General features: G+C 30.8%; 20 protein-coding genes. 12 read left to right on the top strand and 8 right to left on the bottom strand.

Features of this window, described 5'->3' with window-relative positions:
• Positions 1–37: 37 nt before the first annotated feature.
• Genes BMX42_RS11340 through BMX42_RS11330 form a run of 3 tightly spaced genes read right to left on the bottom strand, consistent with a single transcriptional unit; the run spans position 38 to position 1,712 of the window.
• Positions 38–604, bottom strand: coding sequence for a YceI family protein (locus BMX42_RS11340; RefSeq protein ID WP_091314060.1), 567 nt, complete (start codon positions 602–604; stop codon positions 38–40).
• 20 nt (positions 605–624) lie between these two features.
• Positions 625–1,257, bottom strand: a complete 633-nt coding sequence (locus BMX42_RS11335; protein WP_091314057.1) for an NAD(P)H-dependent oxidoreductase — start codon at positions 1,255–1,257, stop codon at positions 625–627.
• Between the two features lie 2 nt (positions 1,258–1,259).
• The gene (locus BMX42_RS11330; protein ID WP_091314054.1) at positions 1,260–1,712 is read right to left on the bottom strand and encodes a MarR family winged helix-turn-helix transcriptional regulator; all 453 of its coding nucleotides are present in this window, start codon (positions 1,710–1,712) and stop codon (positions 1,260–1,262) included.
• A 269-nt stretch (positions 1,713–1,981) separates the two neighbouring features.
• Between BMX42_RS11330 and BMX42_RS11325 the strand changes: the two genes are divergently transcribed.
• From BMX42_RS11325 to BMX42_RS11310, 4 genes are read left to right on the top strand one after another with little or no spacing between them, the layout of a single operon-like run.
• Positions 1,982–2,290 carry a rhodanese-like domain-containing protein gene (locus BMX42_RS11325; RefSeq protein WP_091314050.1) on the top strand — a complete coding sequence of 103 codons (309 nt, stop codon included), beginning with the start codon at positions 1,982–1,984 and terminating at the stop codon, positions 2,288–2,290.
• A gap of 21 nt (positions 2,291–2,311) precedes the next feature.
• Complete coding sequence (locus BMX42_RS11320) at positions 2,312–4,549, top strand: cation:proton antiporter (protein WP_091314046.1); 2,238 nt, start codon at positions 2,312–2,314, stop codon at positions 4,547–4,549.
• A gap of 1 nt (position 4,550) precedes the next feature.
• Positions 4,551–5,378 (top strand): CvfB family protein, encoded by an 828-nt coding sequence (locus BMX42_RS11315; RefSeq protein WP_091314043.1) that lies wholly within the window; start codon positions 4,551–4,553, stop codon positions 5,376–5,378.
• A gap of 11 nt (positions 5,379–5,389) precedes the next feature.
• Positions 5,390–5,845 carry a hypothetical protein gene (locus BMX42_RS11310; RefSeq protein WP_091314039.1) on the top strand — a complete coding sequence of 152 codons (456 nt, stop codon included), beginning with the start codon at positions 5,390–5,392 and terminating at the stop codon, positions 5,843–5,845.
• Between the two features lie 75 nt (positions 5,846–5,920).
• Here the strand turns inward: BMX42_RS11310 and pyrE are convergent, their stop codons facing one another.
• Positions 5,921–6,562, bottom strand: coding sequence for an orotate phosphoribosyltransferase (gene pyrE, locus BMX42_RS11305; protein ID WP_091314034.1), 642 nt, complete (start codon positions 6,560–6,562; stop codon positions 5,921–5,923).
• 7 nt (positions 6,563–6,569) lie between these two features.
• Between pyrE and BMX42_RS11300 the strand changes: the two genes are divergently transcribed.
• From BMX42_RS11300 to BMX42_RS11280, 5 genes are all read left to right on the top strand, one after another.
• The gene (locus tag BMX42_RS11300) at positions 6,570–7,166 is read left to right on the top strand and encodes an NUDIX hydrolase (protein WP_091314155.1); all 597 of its coding nucleotides are present in this window, start codon (positions 6,570–6,572) and stop codon (positions 7,164–7,166) included.
• Between the two features lie 60 nt (positions 7,167–7,226).
• On the top strand, positions 7,227–7,652 hold the full coding sequence (locus tag BMX42_RS11295; RefSeq protein ID WP_143055643.1) for a hypothetical protein: 426 nt from the start codon (positions 7,227–7,229) through the stop codon (positions 7,650–7,652).
• A 102-nt stretch (positions 7,653–7,754) separates the two neighbouring features.
• On the top strand, positions 7,755–8,840 hold the full coding sequence (locus BMX42_RS11290) for an efflux RND transporter periplasmic adaptor subunit (RefSeq protein WP_091314028.1): 1,086 nt from the start codon (positions 7,755–7,757) through the stop codon (positions 8,838–8,840).
• A 25-nt stretch (positions 8,841–8,865) separates the two neighbouring features.
• Entirely contained in the window at positions 8,866–12,069 is a 3,204-nt protein-coding gene (locus BMX42_RS11285; protein WP_091314024.1) for an efflux RND transporter permease subunit, read from the top strand.
• Positions 12,056–13,489, top strand: coding sequence for a TolC family protein (locus BMX42_RS11280; RefSeq protein WP_091314149.1), 1,434 nt, complete (start codon positions 12,056–12,058; stop codon positions 13,487–13,489). Before BMX42_RS11285 ends, BMX42_RS11280 begins: the two co-directional genes overlap by 14 nt.
• 105 nt (positions 13,490–13,594) lie before the next feature.
• On the opposite strand, the gene BMX42_RS11275 is transcribed toward BMX42_RS11280, so the two are convergent.
• A complete protein-coding gene (locus BMX42_RS11275) occupies positions 13,595–15,304 on the bottom strand; it encodes a M14 family zinc carboxypeptidase (protein ID WP_091314021.1) in 1,710 nt (569 codons plus the stop codon).
• Positions 15,305–15,389: 85 nt separating this feature from the next.
• On the opposite strand from BMX42_RS11275, the gene BMX42_RS11270 reads away from it, so the two are divergent.
• Entirely contained in the window at positions 15,390–16,739 is a 1,350-nt protein-coding gene (locus BMX42_RS11270) for a DEAD/DEAH box helicase (protein WP_091314017.1), read from the top strand.
• A gap of 54 nt (positions 16,740–16,793) precedes the next feature.
• Here the strand turns inward: BMX42_RS11270 and coaD are convergent, their stop codons facing one another.
• Together coaD and BMX42_RS11260 are read right to left on the bottom strand one after the other, a co-directional pair.
• On the bottom strand, positions 16,794–17,252 hold the full coding sequence (coaD, locus tag BMX42_RS11265; RefSeq protein WP_091314013.1) for a pantetheine-phosphate adenylyltransferase: 459 nt from the start codon (positions 17,250–17,252) through the stop codon (positions 16,794–16,796).
• Positions 17,253–17,303: 51 nt separating this feature from the next.
• On the bottom strand, positions 17,304–18,290 hold the full coding sequence (locus BMX42_RS11260; protein WP_091314008.1) for a D-alanine--D-alanine ligase: 987 nt from the start codon (positions 18,288–18,290) through the stop codon (positions 17,304–17,306).
• 79 nt (positions 18,291–18,369) lie between these two features.
• On the opposite strand from BMX42_RS11260, the gene BMX42_RS11255 reads away from it, so the two are divergent.
• Together BMX42_RS11255 and BMX42_RS11250 are read left to right on the top strand one after the other, a co-directional pair.
• The gene (locus tag BMX42_RS11255) at positions 18,370–18,990 is read left to right on the top strand and encodes a PASTA domain-containing protein (protein WP_091314002.1); all 621 of its coding nucleotides are present in this window, start codon (positions 18,370–18,372) and stop codon (positions 18,988–18,990) included.
• The gene (locus BMX42_RS11250) at positions 18,990–20,036 is read left to right on the top strand and encodes an RluA family pseudouridine synthase (RefSeq protein WP_091313998.1); all 1,047 of its coding nucleotides are present in this window, start codon (positions 18,990–18,992) and stop codon (positions 20,034–20,036) included. The genes BMX42_RS11255 and BMX42_RS11250 overlap by 1 nt, the downstream gene beginning before the upstream one ends.
• A 165-nt stretch (positions 20,037–20,201) precedes the next feature.
• Here the strand turns inward: BMX42_RS11250 and BMX42_RS11245 are convergent, their stop codons facing one another.
• The gene (locus BMX42_RS11245; protein WP_091313993.1) at positions 20,202–20,798 is read right to left on the bottom strand and encodes a YkgJ family cysteine cluster protein; all 597 of its coding nucleotides are present in this window, start codon (positions 20,796–20,798) and stop codon (positions 20,202–20,204) included.
• Between the last annotated feature and the right edge of the window lie 133 nt (positions 20,799–20,931).

The raw sequence follows: 20,931 nt of genomic DNA, 5'->3' as shown, positions 1-20,931 counted from the left end.
ATAAATCGGGACTTTTTTGTTTTCTATAGTTTGATAATTACCAAGCTAAATTAACTTTTAATTCAAATTCGTCATTGATTGTTTTGTCTCCTAAGTCAGAGAAGAATGAACCTGAACCGTATTTGATATCATATTTAGTTCTATCAACTTTTAAAGTTGTTGAAGCAGTATTTCCTTTAACTGTAATATCGAAAGTAATTGGTTTTGTAATTCCTTTGATAGTTAAATCAGCAGTAACAGTATATAAACCATTTCCTTTTCCACTAATGTTTGTAAAAACTAAAGTAGAAGTTTTGAATTTATCAACTCCGAAGAAATCGTCAGCTTTTAAGTGACCATCTAAACTTTCTTTTCCTTTACCTGATAAATCTGTAGTATTAATAGATGTCATGTCAACAGTAAAAGTTCCACCTTTTAAAACTTTTCCCTTGAATACTAAAGCACCACTTTGTAAACCTATTGTTCCATTGTGTTGTCCAGTTACTTTTTTACCTGTCCATTCAATTCCACTTTTTGCTACGTCAATTTTCTTTGTTGTTTGAGCATTTGCTGTGAAAGATACGAATGCTACTAATGCTACTGCAATTGTTTTTAAATTTCTCATGTTTGTTAATTATTTAGTTATTAAATTGTTTCGAATAATTCTGATTTTGGTTTTCTTACTTTAATATAATGTTGTGTGTCATCTTCATGATGTCTGTAACCAACAGTTGCTACTAAAGAAGCGTGTAAACCTTTCTCTGTTAAGCCTAAAATTTCGTTGTATTGATTTGGATCAAAACCTTCCATTGGAGTTACATCAATTTTTAATTCCGCTGCAGCATTTAATAAATTTCCTAAGGCTAAATAAGTTTGTTTTGCTGTCCAAACTGCTTGATCTTCTGGAGTTAACGTTGTGATTTTTCCAATCATAAAATCTGCATAACCTTTTACATTTTCAAATGGAATGTTTCTAGTTGTTGCTACATTTTGTGCGAAATTATTAATGTATTCTTCATCAACATTCGTTATGTTTGCAAAAACCAATAGGTGAGAAGCGTCAACAATTTGACTTTGTCCCCAAGATGCTGGTTGTAATTGTTTTCTAATTTCTTCGTTTTCAATAATTAAAACTTTATAAGGTTGTAAACCATATGAAGAGGAAGATAATTGTATAGCGTCTTTTAAAATTTCAAAATCTGTATCAGATATCTTTTTCTCGCTATTGAATTTTTTTGTGGCATAACGCCAATTCTGATTTTCAATAAATGTGCTCATAATTAATTTCTGTATTTTTCTAATAAATCATTTAATAGTGTTAATTCTTCTGTTGTTAATTTGCTTGCTAAGCTATTTTCGTGCTCTACTACAATTGGATCAAGAGTTTCTAACACTTCTAAACCTTTTTCTGTAATTGTAATTTCCATTTTTCTTTTGTTCGATGGACAAATGTTTCTGATAACTAGTCCTTTTAATATCAATTTATCAACCAATCTAGTAGTATTACTGTTTTTAGAAATCATTCTTTCTTGAATAACTGACATATTTGCAGGTTTTCCTTTCTGACCTCTTAAAATGCGTAAAACATTATACTGTTCACCAGATAAATCATATGGCTTTAGTATTTCTAAAAACTTATCACCAATAATATTTCTAGTAAATGACAAATTCAAGATTACTTTTTTCGCCAACGATAATTCTACTGTACTTTTTATTTCTTCTTGTATTTTCATAACAGATGTTATTTGTAGGTACAAATGTACTACTTTTATTTTATTTGTATATACAAGTGTTATTAATTTTTTGTTAAATTTTATTTAAGTCCGAAAAATGAAGCAAAACGACTGAGCTACATAAAATAAATTTTTATATATCAATTCTTGTTGTAAATTTGATGAAAATTATATTTATATGAAATCGCCTATAAAAGAAATTTAATGAACCAATATAATGAGTAAAAGGCGATAACATATATGACAAATAAAAAATAAAGTATACATATATGAATTTAGAACAAAAAGAGTGGTGGGAAGGTTTTTTAACCACTGAAAACGCAGTAATTTTAGACGTAAGAACAGAAGAAGAAGTTGCAAACGGAATTATACCTGAAGCAATTAATATTGATATATATAAAGGACAAGGATTTATTTATCAAGTTGAAGAATTAGATAAAGACAAAAGTTATTTTATATACTGCTTAGCTGGCGGAAGAAGTGCACAAGCTTGCGGTATCATGAAACAATTAGGTTTTGAAAAAGTTTATAACCTTGTAGGCGGAATTTCACAATGGGAAGGACCTATTGAGAATTAAATTTATTTTTGACGTTTTTTAATGAGGAACTTTAAGCATAGCTTTTTTTATATAATTATTGTGGGAATATTTTCTGCATTAATTTATTGGACAGTAAAAAACGGCAAACTATTAGAAAAACCTAACGTTTTAAAAGTTGTTTCAAATGGTAATTCATATTATCAGGATTTTTTAGATTCACTTCATCATAATGTTACGCATCCATTAGCTATTTTATTAGCACAGATTGTAACGATTATTTTAGTGGCGAGATTCTTCGGATTAATTTGTAAAAAAATAGGTCAACCCTCAGTAGTTGGAGAAATTATTGCAGGTATTGTTTTAGGACCATCCTTTTTTGGAAACTATCTTAAAGAATGTTCAGATGTTTTATTTCCAGATTCTTCATTAGACAATTTAAAATTTTTAAGTCAAATTGGTTTAATCTTCTTCATGTTCGTAGTTGGAATGGAGCTAGACCTAAAAGTACTTCGAAACAAAGCCAAAGAAGCTGTAATTATTAGTCACGCTAGTATCATTATTCCTTTTACTTTAGGATTAGTTTTAGCATATTCTATTTATACGAATTTCGCACCAAAAGGAATTGAATTTCTTTCTTTCGGATTGTTTTTAGGAATTGCAATGAGTATTACTGCATTTCCTGTATTAGCAAGAATTGTTCAAGAAAGAGGTTTACAAAAAACCAGAATTGGCGCCATGGTTATTACTTGTGCTGCAGCAGATGACATTACCGCTTGGTGTTTATTAGCGGCTGTAATTGCAATTGTAAAAGCAGGTTCTGTGGCAAGCTCTTTATATATTATTGTATTATCGTTGTTATATGTATTTGCGATGATAAAATTAGTTCGACCTTTTTTACGTCGAATTGGAAATTTATATGACACTGCAGAAAAAATAACAAAACCTGTAGTTGCAATTTTCTTTTTAACATTACTAATTTCTTCGTATTTAACTGAAATTATTGGTATTCATGCCTTATTCGGCGCTTTTGTTGCTGGTATTATTATGCCAGATAACATGAAGTTCAGAAAAATGTTTATCGAAAAAATTGAAGACGTTGCTTTAGTGGTTTTATTACCATTATTCTTCGTTTTTACAGGTTTAAGAACAGAAATTGGCTTACTAAACAGTCCAGAATTATGGAGAGTTTGTGGTTTAATTATCTTAGTAGCTGTTGTTGGAAAATTCGTTGGAAGTGCTTTAGCAGCAAAATTTGTTGGACAAAATTGGCGTGATAGTTTAACCATTGGAGCGCTAATGAATACGCGTGGATTAATGGAATTGGTTGTTCTTAATATCGGTTACGATTTAGGAGTTTTAACCAAAGAAGTCTTCGCTATGATGGTGATTATGGCTTTGGCAACAACTTTCATGACAGGCCCAGCTTTAAATCTAATTGACTTTTTCTTCAAAAGAAGAGAGAAATTTGTTCCAACTCATTCAGAGAATTTAGATTATAAAGTTTTAGTAACTTTCGAAAATCCAGATGATGGAAAACCATTATTAAGAGTAGCTAATAATTTCATAAGTTTAGATAAAGACAAGCAAGCTTTAACTGCTATGTATATTTCTTCAACAAACGAGGTTAATCCTTATAAAATTGAAGAATATGAACGTGAAAGTTTTAAACCTGTTTTAAAAGAAGCGAATAAATTAAACCGTAAATTAGAAACCCTTTTTAAAGCTTCACGTGATATCGATTCAGATATTGTAGAAGTAAGTAATAAAGGAGAATTCAATTTGGTTCTGATAAATATTGGATCATCAATTTTTGAAGGAACATTTTTAGGAAAAGTATTAGGGATTACCTCAAAAATTATAAATCCAGAAAATTTATTAAATACATTTACTGGAAAAGAAAAGTTGTTTGAAGTCAATTATTTTGATGATAAAACCCAAGCTATAATCAACAAAACAGAAGTTCCATTAGGAATTTATGTCGATAAAAATTTAATTAAAACCGAGAATATTTCCGTAATTTTATTCAATGAAGAAGATCAATTTTTATTGGATTATGTGAAATTACTAAAGAAAAATTCTCAAGCTAAGATTTCAATTTTTGACACGTATGATGTTGTAAATGAGAAGAATAAAATCACACATGAGAATGTAAAAGTGATTCATTCATCGAAATTAGAAAAAGATTTCTTAAAAGAACAAGATTTATTAATTATGAGTATTGATAGTTGGAAAAAACTAATTGATACCAGAAGTGTTTGGTTAAATAATACGCCATCACTTTTAATAATAAAACCATAATATGTTACAAATAGGTGTATACCATACATTAAAAATAGATAGAGAAACAAAAGTAGGTTTGTTTTTAGTTAACGAAACCGATGATGTTTTGTTACCAAACAAATATGTTCCAAACGATTTCACAATTGGAGATGATTTAACAGTTTTCGTATATCTAGATCATGAAGAACGTCCAGTTGCGACGACTTTAAAACCACTTATTACCTTAAACTCATTTGCGGTTTTAAAGGTAAATTACATCAATAAATTTGGTGCCTTTTTAAATTGGGGAATGGAAAAGGATTTGTTTGTTCCGTTTAAAGAACAAGCACGTCCAATGGAAAAAGACAAACGTTACATCGTAACAATGTATTTAGACAAGCAAACGGGTAGGTTAGCGGCTTCAAGTAAAATTAATCAGTTTTTAGATAAAGAACCTTTAGATGTTGAAGTGGGTCAAGAAGTTGATTTAATGGTTTCTCATATTACTGAAATCGGAATTAATGTAATTATCAACGGAAAATTCAGAGGATTAGCGTATCAAAATGAAGTTTTTGAAACCGTTTCTCCAGGATATAAAACCAAAGGATATATTAAAACCATACGTCCTGACGGAAAAATTGATGTTTCTTTCCAAAAGCAAGGTTTTGAAGCTATTGACGATTCTTCACAACAAGTTTTAGAAGCTTTAAAACAAAACAATGGTGTTTTAAGATTAAATGACAACAGTCATCCAGAAGAGATTAAATCAGTTTTAAAAATGAGTAAGAAAACATTTAAAAAAGCCATTGGAAGTTTATACAAACAAAAACTAATTGACATCAATAACGAAGGAATTCAGTTAGTGTAGTTTTTCTTTTTATGCTTATTTTTTTTATAATTCCTTTAAAAGGTAGTTTTATTTTTGATTCTTTAGTAATATTATTTTGTGGTATTGTTTTTTTAATTTCATTTATTTCAAAAATAAAACAAAGAAAAGAAGAAAAAAAAGTAAATAATATTATCGAAAAGTTTAAAAAATCAAGTAAAAAAATTGAAATTAATTATACTGAAATTAAGATTAAATCTAATTCATGGAAACAAGAAATTGAAGTCGGATCTGGCGTAAATTCAAGAAATGATTATATTGATGTTTGCCAAAATGATTTAAGTTTTAGTATTGAAATAGGTGATATAAAATATGTCGGTTTAGTTCAAATTGATATGAATACCGATATTTTAAAAATGAAATTAGCTTACAAAAATAATATTGATTTTTATTACGATTTAGCCAATCCAAACCAATATATTTTGGATTTAGACTTTCTAATATCATAATAAAAAAAACGTCTCGAATTATCGGGACGTTTTTTTATTTTAATTATTCGTAAATTTTAAATCGTAAATCGTAAATTATTTTCCCCACTCACTCGGATTACTGTTCCAAGATTGTAATGTTTCTAATTCTTCTTCTGAAACATATTGTTTTTCAACGGCTTTTTCAATTAAGTTTTCGTAATTGCTTAGTGTGTAAACCTCTAATTTTGCTTCTGTAATCTTTTCTTCAGAAATAGGAAATCCATACGTAAAAATAGCTGCCATACCTTTTACATTAGCGCCTTCATTACGTAAAGCTTCTACCGCCATAAGACTACTTCCTCCAGTTGAAATTAAATCTTCTACGACAATTACAGTCTGACCTTTTTGTAAAAAACCTTCCACCTGATTTTGTCTTCCATGCTTTTTTGCTTCTGGTCGAACGTACACAAAAGGCAATCCCATAGCTTCTGCTACCAAGATTCCGATACCAATTGCGCCAGTTGCAACACCTGCAATTACGTCTGGTCTACCAAATTTGTCTTCAATTTGCTTAACAAATTCATCTCTAATATAATTTCTAACCGCTGGAAACGAAAGTGTTATGCGGTTATCACAATAAATTGGACTTTTCCAGCCAGAAGCCCAAGTAAAAGGATTTTTAGAATTCAATTTAATTGCGTTTATTTGTAAAAGCAATTCGGCTGTTTGTTGTGCTGTGTTGTTGTTAAATATCATATTGCAAATGTATAAAGTTTTTGTAAACGAGAAACCACTTTTTTTGACAAATACGTTTGAAAAGGAAACAAATTTCAAAATTTATTTGTTAGAGACAGTAAATATTCCAAAAGTAATCTCAGAATTATTTTTGAATAAAATACAAAGTGCCTACTTATATCACTCAGATGAAAAGTTGATTATGAAAACTTTGAAATCTAAGATTCCTGTGGCAAAAGCTGGTGGCGGATTAGTTTTTAACGCCAACGGAGAAGTCTTGTTTATTTTTAGAAACGGAAAATGGGATTTACCAAAAGGTGGTATTGAAAAAGATGAAACCATCGAAAACGCAGCTATGCGTGAAGTAGAAGAGGAAACCGGAGTTTCAGGATTAAAAATCACAGATAAATTACAAAAAACCTATCATATTTTTAAACGTAATGGAAGATTTAAATTAAAAATCACCTATTGGTTTAAAATGGAAACGAACTACTCAGGACCAACTTGTCCGCAAGAAAAAGAAGGAATTTCTAAAGCCGTTTGGCTAAAACCTTCAGAAATTGAAGCTACTTTAGGAAATTCTTACGAAAATATTAAATTATTGTTTGAAGATGTTACTGTTTAACATCATTAACAACTTTTTTGCAAATAAATCAAAATAAATAATTTACATTTGCTCAAAATTTTGCAAAACAAGCTAACTCTAATGAAGAAAATAGGTTTAAAATATTTCTTTCTGCTTTTTATATCTGTACTGAGCTGTCTTGGTGTATACACTAAATCAATTCAGAATACAGGCAAAATTTTTTCACATTATGTTGTTCATCATACAGAAGTTAATTCTGGAAGAAAACAGCATCTTACACAAAGTTCATTAGCTTATGAAGTAGAACTTGAAAATGTTGAAATTAGTGAATCTGAAATTGATGAAACTGATTTTTCAGGTAAAAAATTTCTAAATAATTTCCGATTTTCTGACGCTTATTTAAGCACTAATATCTTAGAAAATCAAATATCCGTAATTAAAAATGGTTTGACATCATGTAATTACGAGAAATACCTAGCATCCACAAATCCTTTAAATATTAGATTCTGCGTTTATAGAATTTGATTAACTGTTTTTTTATAAAACTTTAAATAGATTATTTACTAATCTGTTGAACATATTTTTATTACTCAAAAAACATTTAATTAATTTTTATAAATAATAGTTATGGCTAAAAGAATTTTTATGCTATTAAGCTTAGGTAGCGCTTTATTGCTAGCAAGTTGTGGTCACAAAGAAGAACATAAAGAAGAAAAAACTGCTTTTTTAGCAACAAATCCAATCATAAAAGATACAGTAGTTACTAAGGATTATGTATCGCAAATCCAATCATTTCGTCATATTGAATTGAGAGCCTTAGAAAAAGGATATCTTCAAAAAATATATGTAGATGAAGGACAATTTGTCAAACAAGGACAAATTTTGTTTCAAATTATGCCAAATCTGTATCAAGCAGAAATGCAAAGAGCTAAAGCAGAAGCCAACTTCGCAAGAATTGAATATTTAAATACTAAAAAATTAGCTGATAGTAAAGTCGTTGCTCCGAACGAATTATTGATGGCTAAAGCGAAATTAGATAAGGCTAATGCCGAATTATCTTTAGCAAACGTACATTTGAAATTTACTGAAATCAGAGCGCCATTTGATGGATTTATCGATCGTTTCCAAGTTAAATTGGGAAGTTTAGTTGACGAAGGTGATTTATTGACTAATCTTTCAGATAACAGTAAAATGTGGGTATATTACAATGTGCCTGAAGCAGAATATTTAGATTTCAAAGAAACAGAGAAAAAAGGAATTCATACTAAAGTGAACCTATTAATGGCTAACAACAAGTATTTTGATCATCCTGGAATAGTCGAAACTATTGAGGCCGACTTCAACAACGAAACAGGTAATATTTCTTTCAGAGCCACTTTCCCAAATCCAAAAGCACTTTTACGTCATGGAGAAACTGGTAATATTCATATCAATTTACCATATAAAAATGCGATGCTTATTCCTCAAAAAGCAACTTTTGAAGTGTTGGATAAAAAATACGTGTATGTAATTGACAAAAACAACGAAATCAAATCGAGAGAAATTGTCATTGCTGCAGAATTACAACATCTTTTCATTGTAAAATCAGGTTTAAAAGAAACAGACAAAATTCTTTTAGAAGGTTTGCGTCTTGTGAAAGAAAATGAAAAAGTGAACATCAAATTTGAAAAACCTGAATCGGTTTTATCTCATTTAGAACTTTACGCAGAATAATCGAAATCATTTAAAAAGAAAAAACATGTTTAGTAAATTTATACATAGACCCGTTTTTGCGATAGTAATTTCGATTGTTATTGTTTTTATGGGAGTCTTGTCAATATTCAAATTGCCAACGTCGCAGTTTCCGGATATTGCACCAACAACGGTTAATATATTTATCGCTTATCCAGGTTCTAGTGCAGATGTATTGGTAAAATCTACACTTATTACTCTTGAAAACTCTATCAATGGAGTTCAAGGAATGCGTTATATGGCTACAGATGCTACTAGTGCTGGAGAAGCAACACTTAGAATTATTTTTGAACCAGGAACTGATCCCAACCAAGCCGTAATTAGAGTAAAAACTAGGGTCGACCAAGTTATGCCTCTTTTACCAGAATTGGTACAACGAGAAGGAGTTGTAATTACTCCAATTCAGCCAAGTATGTTGATGTATGTCAACTTATATTCGAAAGATAAAAGTATGGATGAAAAATTTCTATACAATTACGCGAATGTAAAAATGCTTCCAGAAATCAATCGTATCAATGGAGTAGCCAGATCACAAATATTAGGAAGTAGAACGTATGCGATGCGTGTTTGGTTAAATCCAGAACGTATGAGAGCCTACAATATTTCTACGGATGAAGTGATGAATGCTTTAAAAGAGCAAAGTATTGTTGGTCGTCCTGGTCGTTTAGGACAAAGTTCTGGAATAAAAGCACAATCTTTAGAATACGTTTTAACTTATAAAGGAAGATTTAGTGAGCCAGAACAATATGAAAATGTGATTATTCGCGCCAATTCAAATGGAGAAAATATCAAATTAAAAGATATTGGACGCGCAGAACTAGGAAGTGAATTCTTCGATATTTATTCTAATTTAGATGGACATCCTTCGGCTTCAATCGTATTAAAACAAAATTATGGAAGTAATGCCAATGAAGTAATTGAGCAAGTAAAAGCAAAACTAGAGGAAATGAAAGAAACTTTTCCTCCAGGTTTAGATTACAAAATTAGTTATGACGTTTCTAAATTCTTAGATGCTTCTATAGATCAAGTTATTGATACACTTAGAGATGCCTTTTTATTGGTGGCTTTAGTAGTATTTATTTTCCTTGGTGATTGGCGCTCGACCTTAATTCCAATTTTAGCCGTTCCCGTTTCCTTAATTGGAGCCTTTTTTGTCATTCAGTTTTTCGGAATTACCATCAATTTAGTTACCCTTTTTGCCCTCGTATTAGCTATTGGAATTGTTGTCGATGATGCAATTGTCGTCGTCGAGGCAGTTCATGCCAAGTTTGAAGAATTTCCAGAAATTTCACCATATAAAGCAGTAAAATTAGTATTAGGTGAAATTGGTGGAGCAATTATTGCCATCACAGCAGTAATGGTTTCGGTATTTATTCCGATTTCATTTATGTCTGGACCAGTAGGAACTTTCTATCGTCAGTTTTCTATTACTATGGCAAGTTCAATTGTAATTTCTGCGATTATCGCATTAACATTAACACCCGTATTATGTGCTATGATGTTGAAAAATCATCACGCACAAGGACATCATAAGAAACAAAATATACTAACTAAATCTTTAGATAAGTTCAACCAAGTATTTGATCAACTTACAGGTAAATATGTTACTTTATTAAAATCAATTGTAAGTAGAAGATGGTTAACATTCTTTATTTTAATTGCTTTCTGTGCGGGAACATTTTTAGTGAACCAATTTCTTCCTTCTGGATTTATTCCAAGTGAAGATCAAGGAACAATTTATGCTATTATTCAAACGCCTCCAGGTTCTACTTTAGAAACTACAAATGAAGTATCACAAAGACTTCAAAAAGTGTGTGAAAAAGTAGATGGAATTGAATCCGTATCTTCTTTAGCAGGTTACGAAATCATGACGGAAGGTCGTGGTTCTAACGCTGGAACATGTTTGATTAATCTTAAACCTTGGGACGACAGAGAGCATAAAGTAACTGAGATTATGGAAGAATTAGAAGAAAAATCTAGAAATCTTGGTGCGAAAATTGAATTCTTTGAACCACCAGCAATTCCTGGATTTGGTTCTTCTGGAGGTTTTTCTATGCGTTTGTTAGATAAAAGTACAACTGTTGATTACAAAGATTTCGATAAAATCAACAAAAATTTCATGGAACATCTTGAAAAACGTAAAGAATTATCTGGTTTGTTCTCATTCTTCGCAGCTAATTATCCTCAATATGAATTAGAAATTGACAATCAATTGGCAATGCAAAAAGGAGTTTCTATTGGTAAAGCTATGGAAAACCTAGATATTTTGATTGGTAGTACCTACGAACAAGGATTTATCAAATTTGAACGTTTCTTTAAAGTGTATGTGCAATCAGATCCTAAATTTAGAAGATTACCATCAGATGTTTTAAATCTATACATAAAAAATGATAGAGGAGAAATGGTTCCTTATTCTGCCTTTATGAAATTGGTAAAAACGCAAGGTCCAAATGAGATTACACGTTTTAACATGTACAACTCGGCTGCAATTCAAGGACTTCCTGCAAAGGGTTATACTACAGCAGAAGCTATTGAAGCGGTTCGTGAAGTAGCAAAAGAAACGTTACCAAGAGGATATGATATCGCTTGGGAAGGACTTTCGTATGACGAAGCAAATAGAGGAAATGAATCTATTTATATCTTTTTAATTGTATTGGTATTCGTTTATTTCGTTTTAGCCGCTCAATATGAAAGTTTCATTATTCCATTATCTGTAGTGTTATCATTACCTGTGGGAGTTTTTGGTTCGTTCTTATTATTACAATTAATGGGACTTCAAAATGATATTTATGCCCAAATTGGACTAATCATGTTGGTGGGATTACTCGGTAAAAATGCCGTATTAATTGTAGAATTTGCCGTCCAAAAAAACCAAGAAGGCTTATCTATTTTAGATGCTGCAATTGAAGGTGCAAAAGTGCGTTTCCGACCAATTTTAATGACTTCATTCGCATTTATAGCCGGATTAATTCCATTGATGTTGGCTTCTGGAGCAGGAGCAATTGGTAATAGAACATTGGGTTCTGCTGCCTTAGGTGGAATGCTTTTCGGAACTGTTTTCGGAGTAATTATTGTACCTGGTTTGTATTATATTTTTGGAACATTAGCAAATGGAAGAAAATTAATTAAAGACCAAGAGTTTAACCCATTATCAGAAGATTTTAGTTATTATGATAAAAAATCAGAAAAAAGAAAAAATGAAAAGAAATAATATAAAAATTCTTGTAGTTAGTTGTTTGCTTTTAATCTTGAATTCTTGCGGTATTCCAAAAATCGCAACTCAAGAAAATAAAGTAGAGTTGCCATCAAATTATGCAGGTAATTTGAAGACAGAAAACAGTTCTGGTAAAGTAAAATGGAAAGACTTTTTTGATGATCCGTATTTGCAACAATTAATTGATTCAACATTAGTTAATAACAAAGAGTTGAATATTTTGATGCAAAAAGTAAATATGGCACAAAATGAAATTCAAGCTAGAAAAGGAGAATACCTTCCTAGCGTTGGTTTCGGAGCTGGTGCTGATGTTGATAAAGTTGGTGAATTTACTCGTAATGGTGCAGTTGAAAAAAATCTGAACATTAGAGAAGATGAAAAATTTCCAGAACCATTAACGAATTACAAATTCGGTTTATATAGTAGTTGGGAATTAGACGTTTGGAAAAAACTTCGCAATTCTAAAAAGGCTGCTGTCATGGAATATATGGCAACTCAAGAAGGAAAAAACTATTTGGTAACTAATTTAGTTGCTGAAGTTGCGAATTCTTATTACGAATTAATTGCGTTAGATAGTCAATTGAAAAATTTAGAGCAAAATATTGAAATTCAAAAAAATGCTTTAAAAATTGTTCAATTATTGAAAGAATCTGCAAGAACTACTCAATTAGCTGTAAAACGTTTTGAAGCAGAAGTGCAAAAAAATCAAAGCGAAATTTACAATCTAAAGCAGGAAATTGTAGAAGCAGAGAATAAAATTAATTTTTTAGTTGGTCGTACGCCACAAGCTATTTTAAGAAATTCAGATAATTTTATCAATTTAGAACCAAAAGTTGTGAATATGGGTTTACCATCTGATTTATTAGAAAACAGACCAGATATTAAGCAAGCACAACTAGAATTAGAAGCTGCGAAGTTGAATATTAAAGTCGCAAAAGCGAATTTTTATCCACAATTTGGATTAAAAGCCGGACTTGGGTATGAAGCTTTCAATCCGAAATTTTTATTGAATACACCGCAATCTTTATTGTATTCTGTAGTTGGAGATGCCTTTATGCCATTGGTGAATAGAAATGCAATTAAAGCAACATATAAAACCGCGACAGCAAAACAAATTCAATCCGTTTATGAATATGAACAAACGGTATTAAAAGCTTATACGGAAGTAATAAATCAATTATCGAAAATTGATAATTTGCAAAATTCATTCAAGTTGAAAAACGATCAAGTAACAGCTTTAAACGAATCAATTGAAATAGCAAATCAATTGTTTCTTTCTGCAAGAGCAGATTATATGGAAGTTTTGTTAACACAACGTGATGCTTTAGAAGCAAAAACAGCATTAATAGAAACTCGAAAAAATCAAATGCTAACTGTAATTAATTTATACAAGGCACTTGGTGGAGGGTGGAATTAATTAGATTTATTTGAGTAAATTTAAACTAAAAAGTCATCTGAAAAGATGACTTTTTTTGTTTTATATTCTTTCAATCTTCGTAAATCTAAAATCGTAAGTCAAAATTTAATTCACTCGAAATACAGGATATTGCATAAATGCTTTCTCAAAGTATTTTGAGTGTTTATACACCCAATATAATTGATCTCCGCCGTTTTCTGCAAAAGCTTTATCAGTTTGCTTTTTAGCTTCGAATTCTTGTTTTAAAGTAGGATTTTCGGCTAAAATTTGAGCAGCCATATCTTCAAAAACATAAGCAGAATAACCTTCTTTTTGTTGTAAAATAGTATCGAAGAAATTCCAATTGAAATACGAATCAACAGCTTCAGGTTCTAAGGTTTCCAATAAATATTTCACACCTAATTGATTTGTTGAAATTTTATAATCACCAGTTCTGAATTCCATTTTCTCTATACTTTTCGTGACAGCCGTATTGTAATGTCCGTAATGGCCTTCATATGCATTTTTAGAAGTTTGATAGGTATCTATTTTATAAATTTCCACTTCAATTGCTTCATTTTTAGTGATTTGTGTCATTTTAATGTTATTCAATTTCAATAATTCAATGATTTCCCATTGACTTTGTGGAACAACATAATATTTCGGAATACTTACAAACTTGGTTGGTTTATAATTTCCGTAAAAAGGAATTTTCTTAGTGAAAGGTTTATTTCTATCATAAAACAATCTGTCTTTTCCAGAAATAGCACTTGGTTTATAACCACCTTCAAAACCTTTAAAATCCATATATGACACTTTTGTAGAATCTATTGTCCAACTTAATGGATACTGATTTCCAGCTTTAAAACTTTCTAAATTTTCTTTTCGTAATTCTTTAATTCTTTCCCAATTCGCATCGGTATAATTTATAGCTGTAACCATAAATTCATACGTCGTTTTCACACGGTCTTTGTATGGTTTTAACATATGTGTTTCAGGGACAAATCCTAAAGTATTAAATAGAGTGGTGTAGCCCGTGGCATAACGTGGCGTATCTGTAAATTGTTCGTAACCTAAATCAGGTTTCGTACCATGAATATTAACATAAGGAACCACATCAATTTTCTTTTTCTGCATGTCTTTTACCATTTCTGGATACATTTCATTTTTGAAAAAGTTACCTAATTTTTCTCCCAAACGTTCGTGTTGTGTAGCAATACAAGTGAAAGTATATTGATAATCAGCACCATTTGAAACATGATTGTCTAAAAAAACATCTGGATTTACGGTATGAAAAATCTCTTGAAAACTTCTAGAATTTTTGGTGTCCGATTTTATAAAATCTCTATTTAAATCGTAATTTCTACCATTTCCTCTAAATCCATACGCTTCCGGACCATTTTGATTGGCTCTTGAAAAGGAATTTCTATTCAACATTCCATCAATATTATATACTGGAATAGCAACAACAATCGTATTTTTAGGAACTTTTATTTTAGCGTTTGCCAAATCTCGCATTAACATCATCGTAGCATCAATTCCGTCTGGTTCTCCAGGATGAATTCCGTTATTCACCAATAAAACAGCTTTATTCTGATTGAAAGTAAAGGTTGCATTTTCTGAAAAAATGACAATATGTAATGGTTTTCCACTATCGGTTAAACCCATTGTTTTCATCTCAATTTTATCTGAATTCGCATCTAATACTTGATAAAAAGAAACACATTCTTCATAGGTTGTAGATTGATTTTTATTACCTTTTTCGTACGGTGTTAATGGATTGTTTTGAGCGTTTACTAATAGTGAAGTAAACATAAATAGTAGAATAAAACGCATAGTTGTAAATTTGAATTTCAAAAGTAAGGATTAAACTTTGTACTTCCAACTTCGTACTTCCAACTTTAAAAACTACCTTTGCAGCATGAACAAAAATTTACATTCCAACAATATACTTTTGAATCTAGGGATCGAAAGTTTAAATAAAATGCAAGTTGCGGCTGAAACGTCAATATTAATTGATTCAGACGTAGTATTGCTTTCGCCAACGGGTTCAGGAAAAACATTAGCTTTTTTATTACCGATTTTTCAACTTTTAGAAGAAGATAATAATAAAGTGCAGTGTATGATTATTGTGCCTTCTCGTGAATTAGGTCTACAAATTGAACAAGTTTGGAAAAAAATGGCAACGACTTTTAAAGTCAACATTTGTTATGGTGGCCATTCAATCGAAACAGAAATAAAAAACTTAAGCAATCCTCCAGCTGTTTTAATTGGAACTCCAGGAAGATTAGCCGATCATTTAGAAAGAGAAACTTTTGATCCAAAAAGCATCAAAACGTTAATCTTAGACGAATTTGATAAGTCTTTACAATTAGGATTTCATGAAGAAATGCGATTCATTATTGGAAAATTAACCAATTTAGAAAAACGTGTTTTAGTTTCTGCAACAGATGGAGTAGAAGTTCCTAAATATACCAGAATTGAAAATCCACATGTTTTAAATTACATCGATAAGAAAAAAACGGAAACTAATTTAGATTTTAAATTGGTGATTTCTAAAGAGAAAGACAAGGTTAATTCATTGTTTCATTTAATCTGTTCGTTAAAATCTCAGAATGCTATTATTTTCTGTAACCATCGTGAAGCGGTGGAAAGAATTAGCGATTATTTAAATGATAAAGGAATTTTCTCTGTATTTTATCATGGTGGATTAGAACAAGAAGAACGCGAACGTGCTTTAATTCAGTTTAGAAATGGAAGTATTTCGTATCTGATTACTACTGATTTAGGTGCTCGTGGTTTAGATATTCCGGAAATGAAAAATGTAATCCATTATCATTTACCTTCAAAAGTGGATGAGTTTACACATAGAAATGGTCGTACTGCACGTATGATGGCGTCTGGAACAGCTTACATTATTATTCACGAAAGTGAGAAAAAGGTAGATTATATCGATTATGATATGAAAAAAATTGACGTATCTAATTATAGTGTGATTCCGAAGCCGCCAGAATTTAAAACGATTTATATTAGTGGTGGAAAGAAAAACAAATTGAATAAAATAGATATTGTTGGTTTCTTTTCACAAAAAGGAAAATTAGAAAAAGGCGATTTAGGTTTAATTGAAGTAAAAGATTTTGTGTCGTTTGCTGCAGTCAAATATGCTAAAGTTGCGCCATTACTTCAAAATATTAAGGACGAAAAAATGAAAGGCAAGAAATATAAAATAGAAGTTGCCAGAGACGTTGTTAAAAACACACTAGAAGATTAATAAAAATTTGAAAGCCTTTAAGATTTAAAACTCTTAAAGGCTTTTTTATAAACTTTATATTTTACAAACTACCGAATCTGGTACAAAAGGCGAAGCATCGCCGCCATTTCTTAAAACATCACGCACAATACTTGACGAAATATAAGAAGTATTTGCAGCAGTTAATAAAAACACGGTTTCAATTTTAGACAAACGTCTGTTCGTATGAGCAATTGCTTTTTCGAATTCGAAATCGGCTGGATTTCTCAAACCACGCAAAATAAACTGAGCTTTTTCTTTTTTACATAAATCGATTGTTAAACCTGCATATGTAATTACTCGGACTTTTGGTTCGTCTTTAAAAGCTTCTTCAATAAAACGTTTTCTGTCTTCTAAAGCAAACATGTATTTCTTCTCGGCATTTACACCAATTGCTACAATTACTTCATCAAATAAAGAAATTCCACGTTTAATTATATCGTAATGTCCGTTTGTAATTGGGTCAAACGAACCAGGAAAAATTGCTTTTCTCATAATTTATCTTTTAAACTTCAAGCTTCGTGCTTCAAACTTCTGGCTTTTAATCTATTTCTTCCAAATTGGTTTTCTTTCCAAAGCCAATTTAATTTCGTTATCTAATAAATCCGAAAAGTTTAAATTCGCATAAGCTGCTTGTTGCGGGAAAATACTTTGCGGACTCAAACCTGGATTGGTATTAATTTCTATAAAATGTGGAATATCGTTCATAACAATAAAATCGATACGAGAAAAACCTTGCATTCCTAAAGCTTCATATATTTTTGCTGCAGATTTCTCTACTAATTCAGAAACTTCTGATGATAATCGGGCAGGAGTGATTTCTTCTGATTTTCCTAAATATTTCGCTTCATAATCGAAAAAATCATTACCTGAAACAATTTCTGTAATTCCTAGAACTTTAGTTTTTCCGTTTAACTTCATTACACCAACAGAAATTTCAGTTCCTTTTAATTGCGATTCAATTAAAATATCTTTGTCTTCTGCGAAAGCAAAATCTAAGGCTTTATCTAATTCTGATAACTCTTTCACCATAGAAACACCTAAACTACTTCCAGATTGATTTGGCTTTACAAAGAATGGAAAACCTAAAGTGGCTGCAATTTTTTCACCATTAATATCTTGTCCTTTCGACAAATAAATAGAATTCGCTTTCGGAATATCAAATTTTCCTAAAACAGAAAGCGTATCACGTTTGCTAAAAGTTAGTGCACTTTGGTAAAATCCACAACCAGTATATGGTAAATCAATTAATTCCCAATACGATTGTAAATGTCCGTCTTCACCTGGAGTTCCGTGAATGGTATTTACGACTACATCAAATTTCACTAAAGTTCCATTGTTGTCAAACGAAAAATCTGCTCTATTTATAGGTAGTTTTTTGTCGTCCATTTTCACATACCAACCTTCATTTAGGATGTGAACTTCAAAAACTTGATATTTATCTTTGTTTAAATGGTTTAAAATAAGTTGTCCGCTTCTTAAAGAAATTACAGATTCGTCTGAATATCCGCCCATTACAACTGCTATGTTCATAAAAAAATATTTGTTTCGGTTTTATACAAAATTATCATAAAATGTTTTACTTTTCTTATATTTGCCAAAATATATTTCAATGAGTTTAAGAAAGTTTTTAACCAGTTTTACCTTTTTCAAAAATTTATTTTTTGCATTAGTGATAGTTATCGTGTTTTTAGTGGTGTTTGTGAAGTTTTTAGACTTCAGTACGAATCACGGCGAAGAAATAACTGTGGCTAATTTATCAAAAATGAAATTAGAAGTTGCAGAAGAAAAACTAGACGAAGAAGGCTTAGAAGTGTTTTTATTAGACACTGTAGAATTTCGTCCAGAGTTCCCACCATATACAATTGTAGAACAAGATCCAATTGCAGGATCTAAAGTAAAAGATGGTCGTAAAATTTACGTAAAACTAAATGCTGGTGGTTATGCCATGGTAACTTTCCCAGATTTAAAAAACAAAACATTCCGTCAAGCTGAAAATGCTTTAAGAGCTTTAGGTTTAGTAGAAGGAGAATTGAAATATGTAAAGAATATTGCTAAAGATATTGTTTTAGAAGTTTCTTATAACGGAAAACCTGTAAAAACAGGTGATAAGTTAATGAAAAACTCTAAAATTGATTTTGTTTTAGGTGATGGAAAAGATATGTTTAATGATGCTGATTTAGACTCATTAAAAAATGATGAACAAAATATAGAAATTGATACTACGAAATAATGCAAGAATTTATAGATGAGAATGAGGAAACGGCTGATGAAGATTTATATGAACACCATCGGTTTGAGATAGCAAAAGGACAACAAGCCTTACGTATTGATAAATTTTTGATGAATAGTCTTGAAAACACAACAAGAAGTAAAATTCAAAAAGCAGCAGATTCGGGAAACATTTTTGTGAACGATATCGCAGTAAAATCCAATTATAAAGTTAAACCAGACGATGTAATCCGTGTGATGTTAGAACATCCACCGTATGAACATTTACTGAAAGGTGAGAATATTCCTATTGATATTGTTTATGAAGATGATCAAGTTATAGTGGTAAACAAACCTGCAGGAATGGTTGTTCATCCTGGACATGGAAATTATTCTGGAACTTTAGTGAATGCTTTGGCGTTTCATTTCGATAATTTGCCAATGAACAGCAGCGAAAGACCTGGCTTAGTTCATAGAATTGATAAAGATACTTCTGGACTTTTAGTTGTTGCAAAAACTGAAGAAGCCATGTTGCATTTGACAAAACAATTTGCTGCAAAGACTTCGGAACGTGAATATTACGCCATTGTTTGGGGAAATATTGAAGAAGACGAAGGGACAATTGAAGGAAATATTGATCGTCATCCGATAAACAGAATGCAAATGCACGTTTATCCAGAAGGTGAGCAAGGAAAACCAGCGATTACCCATTTTAAAGTATTGGAACGTTTTGGATATGTTACTGTTGTTTCTTGCCAATTAGAAACTGGAAGAACGCACCAAATACGTGTACACATGAAATATATTGGTCACACACTTTTTAATGATGAACGTTATGGTGGTGATAAAATTTTAAAAGGAACAACCTTTACGAAATACAAACAATTTATAGACAATTGCTTTAAAACCTTACCAAGACAAGCACTTCATGCGAGAACTTTAGGTTTTGAACATCCAACAACAGGAGAATTTTTACGTTTTACAAGTGAAATTCCAGAAGAAATTACTTCTTGCATTGAAAAATGGAGAAATTATAGTAAAGCTGTTCAGTTTGATGACGAGAATTAGAATTTAAAATGTATAATATAGAAACCCTCAATAGTAATTATTGTGGGTTTTTACTTTTATAATTTAGAACGTTTGTCATTTCGAACAAAGTGAGAAATCACATAAAGCAATTCAGATTATGAGATTTCTCCTAACGTCGAAATGACAAAATAAATCATTAGTAATTTATTCAACCTCAGGAAAATCTCTATACGCATAATATTGCAACACTTCTTCAATTGCTAATTGTAAAGCTTTGTTGATATGCACATAAACGTTTCCTAAACGAAAATCTATTTGAGATAAGTTCATATAGTAATCTGTGAAAATCGGCACAGATAAGCCATTGTTTATAGCTTCGTTGGTTTTGTTATAATTTTCGGTTTGTTGTTCTTTAATGATGGAACAAGTGGCTAATCGTAATTGAGCAAATTTATCTTTTGTCGCGCCATAACCAAATAATCGACAAACTAAACCTCTGTATTTATAGGTATTACAACTTCCGTTATGTAAATCTAAATCGGAAATTGGATTATAATTATAGCAAATAGGGTTGGAGTGGTTGTTCAGTTTTTCGAGAATGCTTTCTGCTTCGCCAATTTTAAACAAATGAAATGCCCAAGGTAAAAATTCCAATGGAGAAGCTTCCATAGTTGGATTCGTACAACATTTTCCACAACCTACATTGCAAAATAAATGAGTAGTAGCGGTAAAGGTTTGTAATTCTGCTTCCAATCGGCTGAATAATATTTCAATTTCTTGGACTTTACTTTCGATAGACATTCTTTAATTTTTGGCGAATTTACGTTTAAAATAAATGGCTCACAAACATAAAAATTTGTTTTGTCATTTCGAACGAAGAGAGAAATTACATAAAATAGCTAATATTATGAGATTTCTCTCTTCGTTCGAAATG

The organism is Flavobacterium terrigena, assembly GCF_900108955.1.
In the GTDB taxonomy this organism is placed as follows: Bacteria; Bacteroidota; Bacteroidia; order Flavobacteriales; family Flavobacteriaceae; genus Flavobacterium; species Flavobacterium terrigena.
The sequence above is the reverse complement of the archived record's forward strand: the minus strand, read 5'-3'. Positions and strand labels throughout refer to the sequence as shown.

What these genes read in the sequence shown, in the direction of transcription:
- BMX42_RS11250 (WP_091313998.1), top strand. Translation starts at nt 18,990, where the DNA reads ATGCAAGAATTTATAGATGAGAATGAGGAAACGGCTGATGAAGATTTA.
- BMX42_RS11260 (WP_091314008.1), bottom strand. Translation starts at nt 18,290, where the DNA reads ATGAACATAGCAGTTGTAATGGGCGGATATTCAGACGAATCTGTAATT.
- BMX42_RS11280 (WP_091314149.1), top strand. Translation starts at nt 12,056, where the DNA reads ATGAAAAGAAATAATATAAAAATTCTTGTAGTTAGTTGTTTGCTTTTA.
- BMX42_RS11325 (WP_091314050.1), top strand. Translation starts at nt 1,982, where the DNA reads ATGAATTTAGAACAAAAAGAGTGGTGGGAAGGTTTTTTAACCACTGAA.
- BMX42_RS11315 (WP_091314043.1), top strand. Translation starts at nt 4,551, where the DNA reads ATGTTACAAATAGGTGTATACCATACATTAAAAATAGATAGAGAAACA.
- BMX42_RS11300 (WP_091314155.1), top strand. Translation starts at nt 6,570, where the DNA reads ATGTATAAAGTTTTTGTAAACGAGAAACCACTTTTTTTGACAAATACG.
- BMX42_RS11320 (WP_091314046.1), top strand. Translation starts at nt 2,312, where the DNA reads ATGAGGAACTTTAAGCATAGCTTTTTTTATATAATTATTGTGGGAATA.
- BMX42_RS11255 (WP_091314002.1), top strand. Translation starts at nt 18,370, where the DNA reads ATGAGTTTAAGAAAGTTTTTAACCAGTTTTACCTTTTTCAAAAATTTA.
- BMX42_RS11270 (WP_091314017.1), top strand. Translation starts at nt 15,390, where the DNA reads ATGAACAAAAATTTACATTCCAACAATATACTTTTGAATCTAGGGATC.
- BMX42_RS11340 (WP_091314060.1), bottom strand. Translation starts at nt 604, where the DNA reads ATGAGAAATTTAAAAACAATTGCAGTAGCATTAGTAGCATTCGTATCT.
- BMX42_RS11335 (WP_091314057.1), bottom strand. Translation starts at nt 1,257, where the DNA reads ATGAGCACATTTATTGAAAATCAGAATTGGCGTTATGCCACAAAAAAA.
- coaD (WP_091314013.1), bottom strand. Translation starts at nt 17,252, where the DNA reads ATGAGAAAAGCAATTTTTCCTGGTTCGTTTGACCCAATTACAAACGGA.
- BMX42_RS11285 (WP_091314024.1), top strand. Translation starts at nt 8,866, where the DNA reads ATGTTTAGTAAATTTATACATAGACCCGTTTTTGCGATAGTAATTTCG.
- BMX42_RS11330 (WP_091314054.1), bottom strand. Translation starts at nt 1,712, where the DNA reads ATGAAAATACAAGAAGAAATAAAAAGTACAGTAGAATTATCGTTGGCG.
- BMX42_RS11310 (WP_091314039.1), top strand. Translation starts at nt 5,390, where the DNA reads ATGCTTATTTTTTTTATAATTCCTTTAAAAGGTAGTTTTATTTTTGAT.
- BMX42_RS11245 (WP_091313993.1), bottom strand. Translation starts at nt 20,798, where the DNA reads ATGTCTATCGAAAGTAAAGTCCAAGAAATTGAAATATTATTCAGCCGA.
- BMX42_RS11290 (WP_091314028.1), top strand. Translation starts at nt 7,755, where the DNA reads ATGGCTAAAAGAATTTTTATGCTATTAAGCTTAGGTAGCGCTTTATTG.
- pyrE (WP_091314034.1), bottom strand. Translation starts at nt 6,562, where the DNA reads ATGATATTTAACAACAACACAGCACAACAAACAGCCGAATTGCTTTTA.
- BMX42_RS11275 (WP_091314021.1), bottom strand. Translation starts at nt 15,304, where the DNA reads ATGCGTTTTATTCTACTATTTATGTTTACTTCACTATTAGTAAACGCT.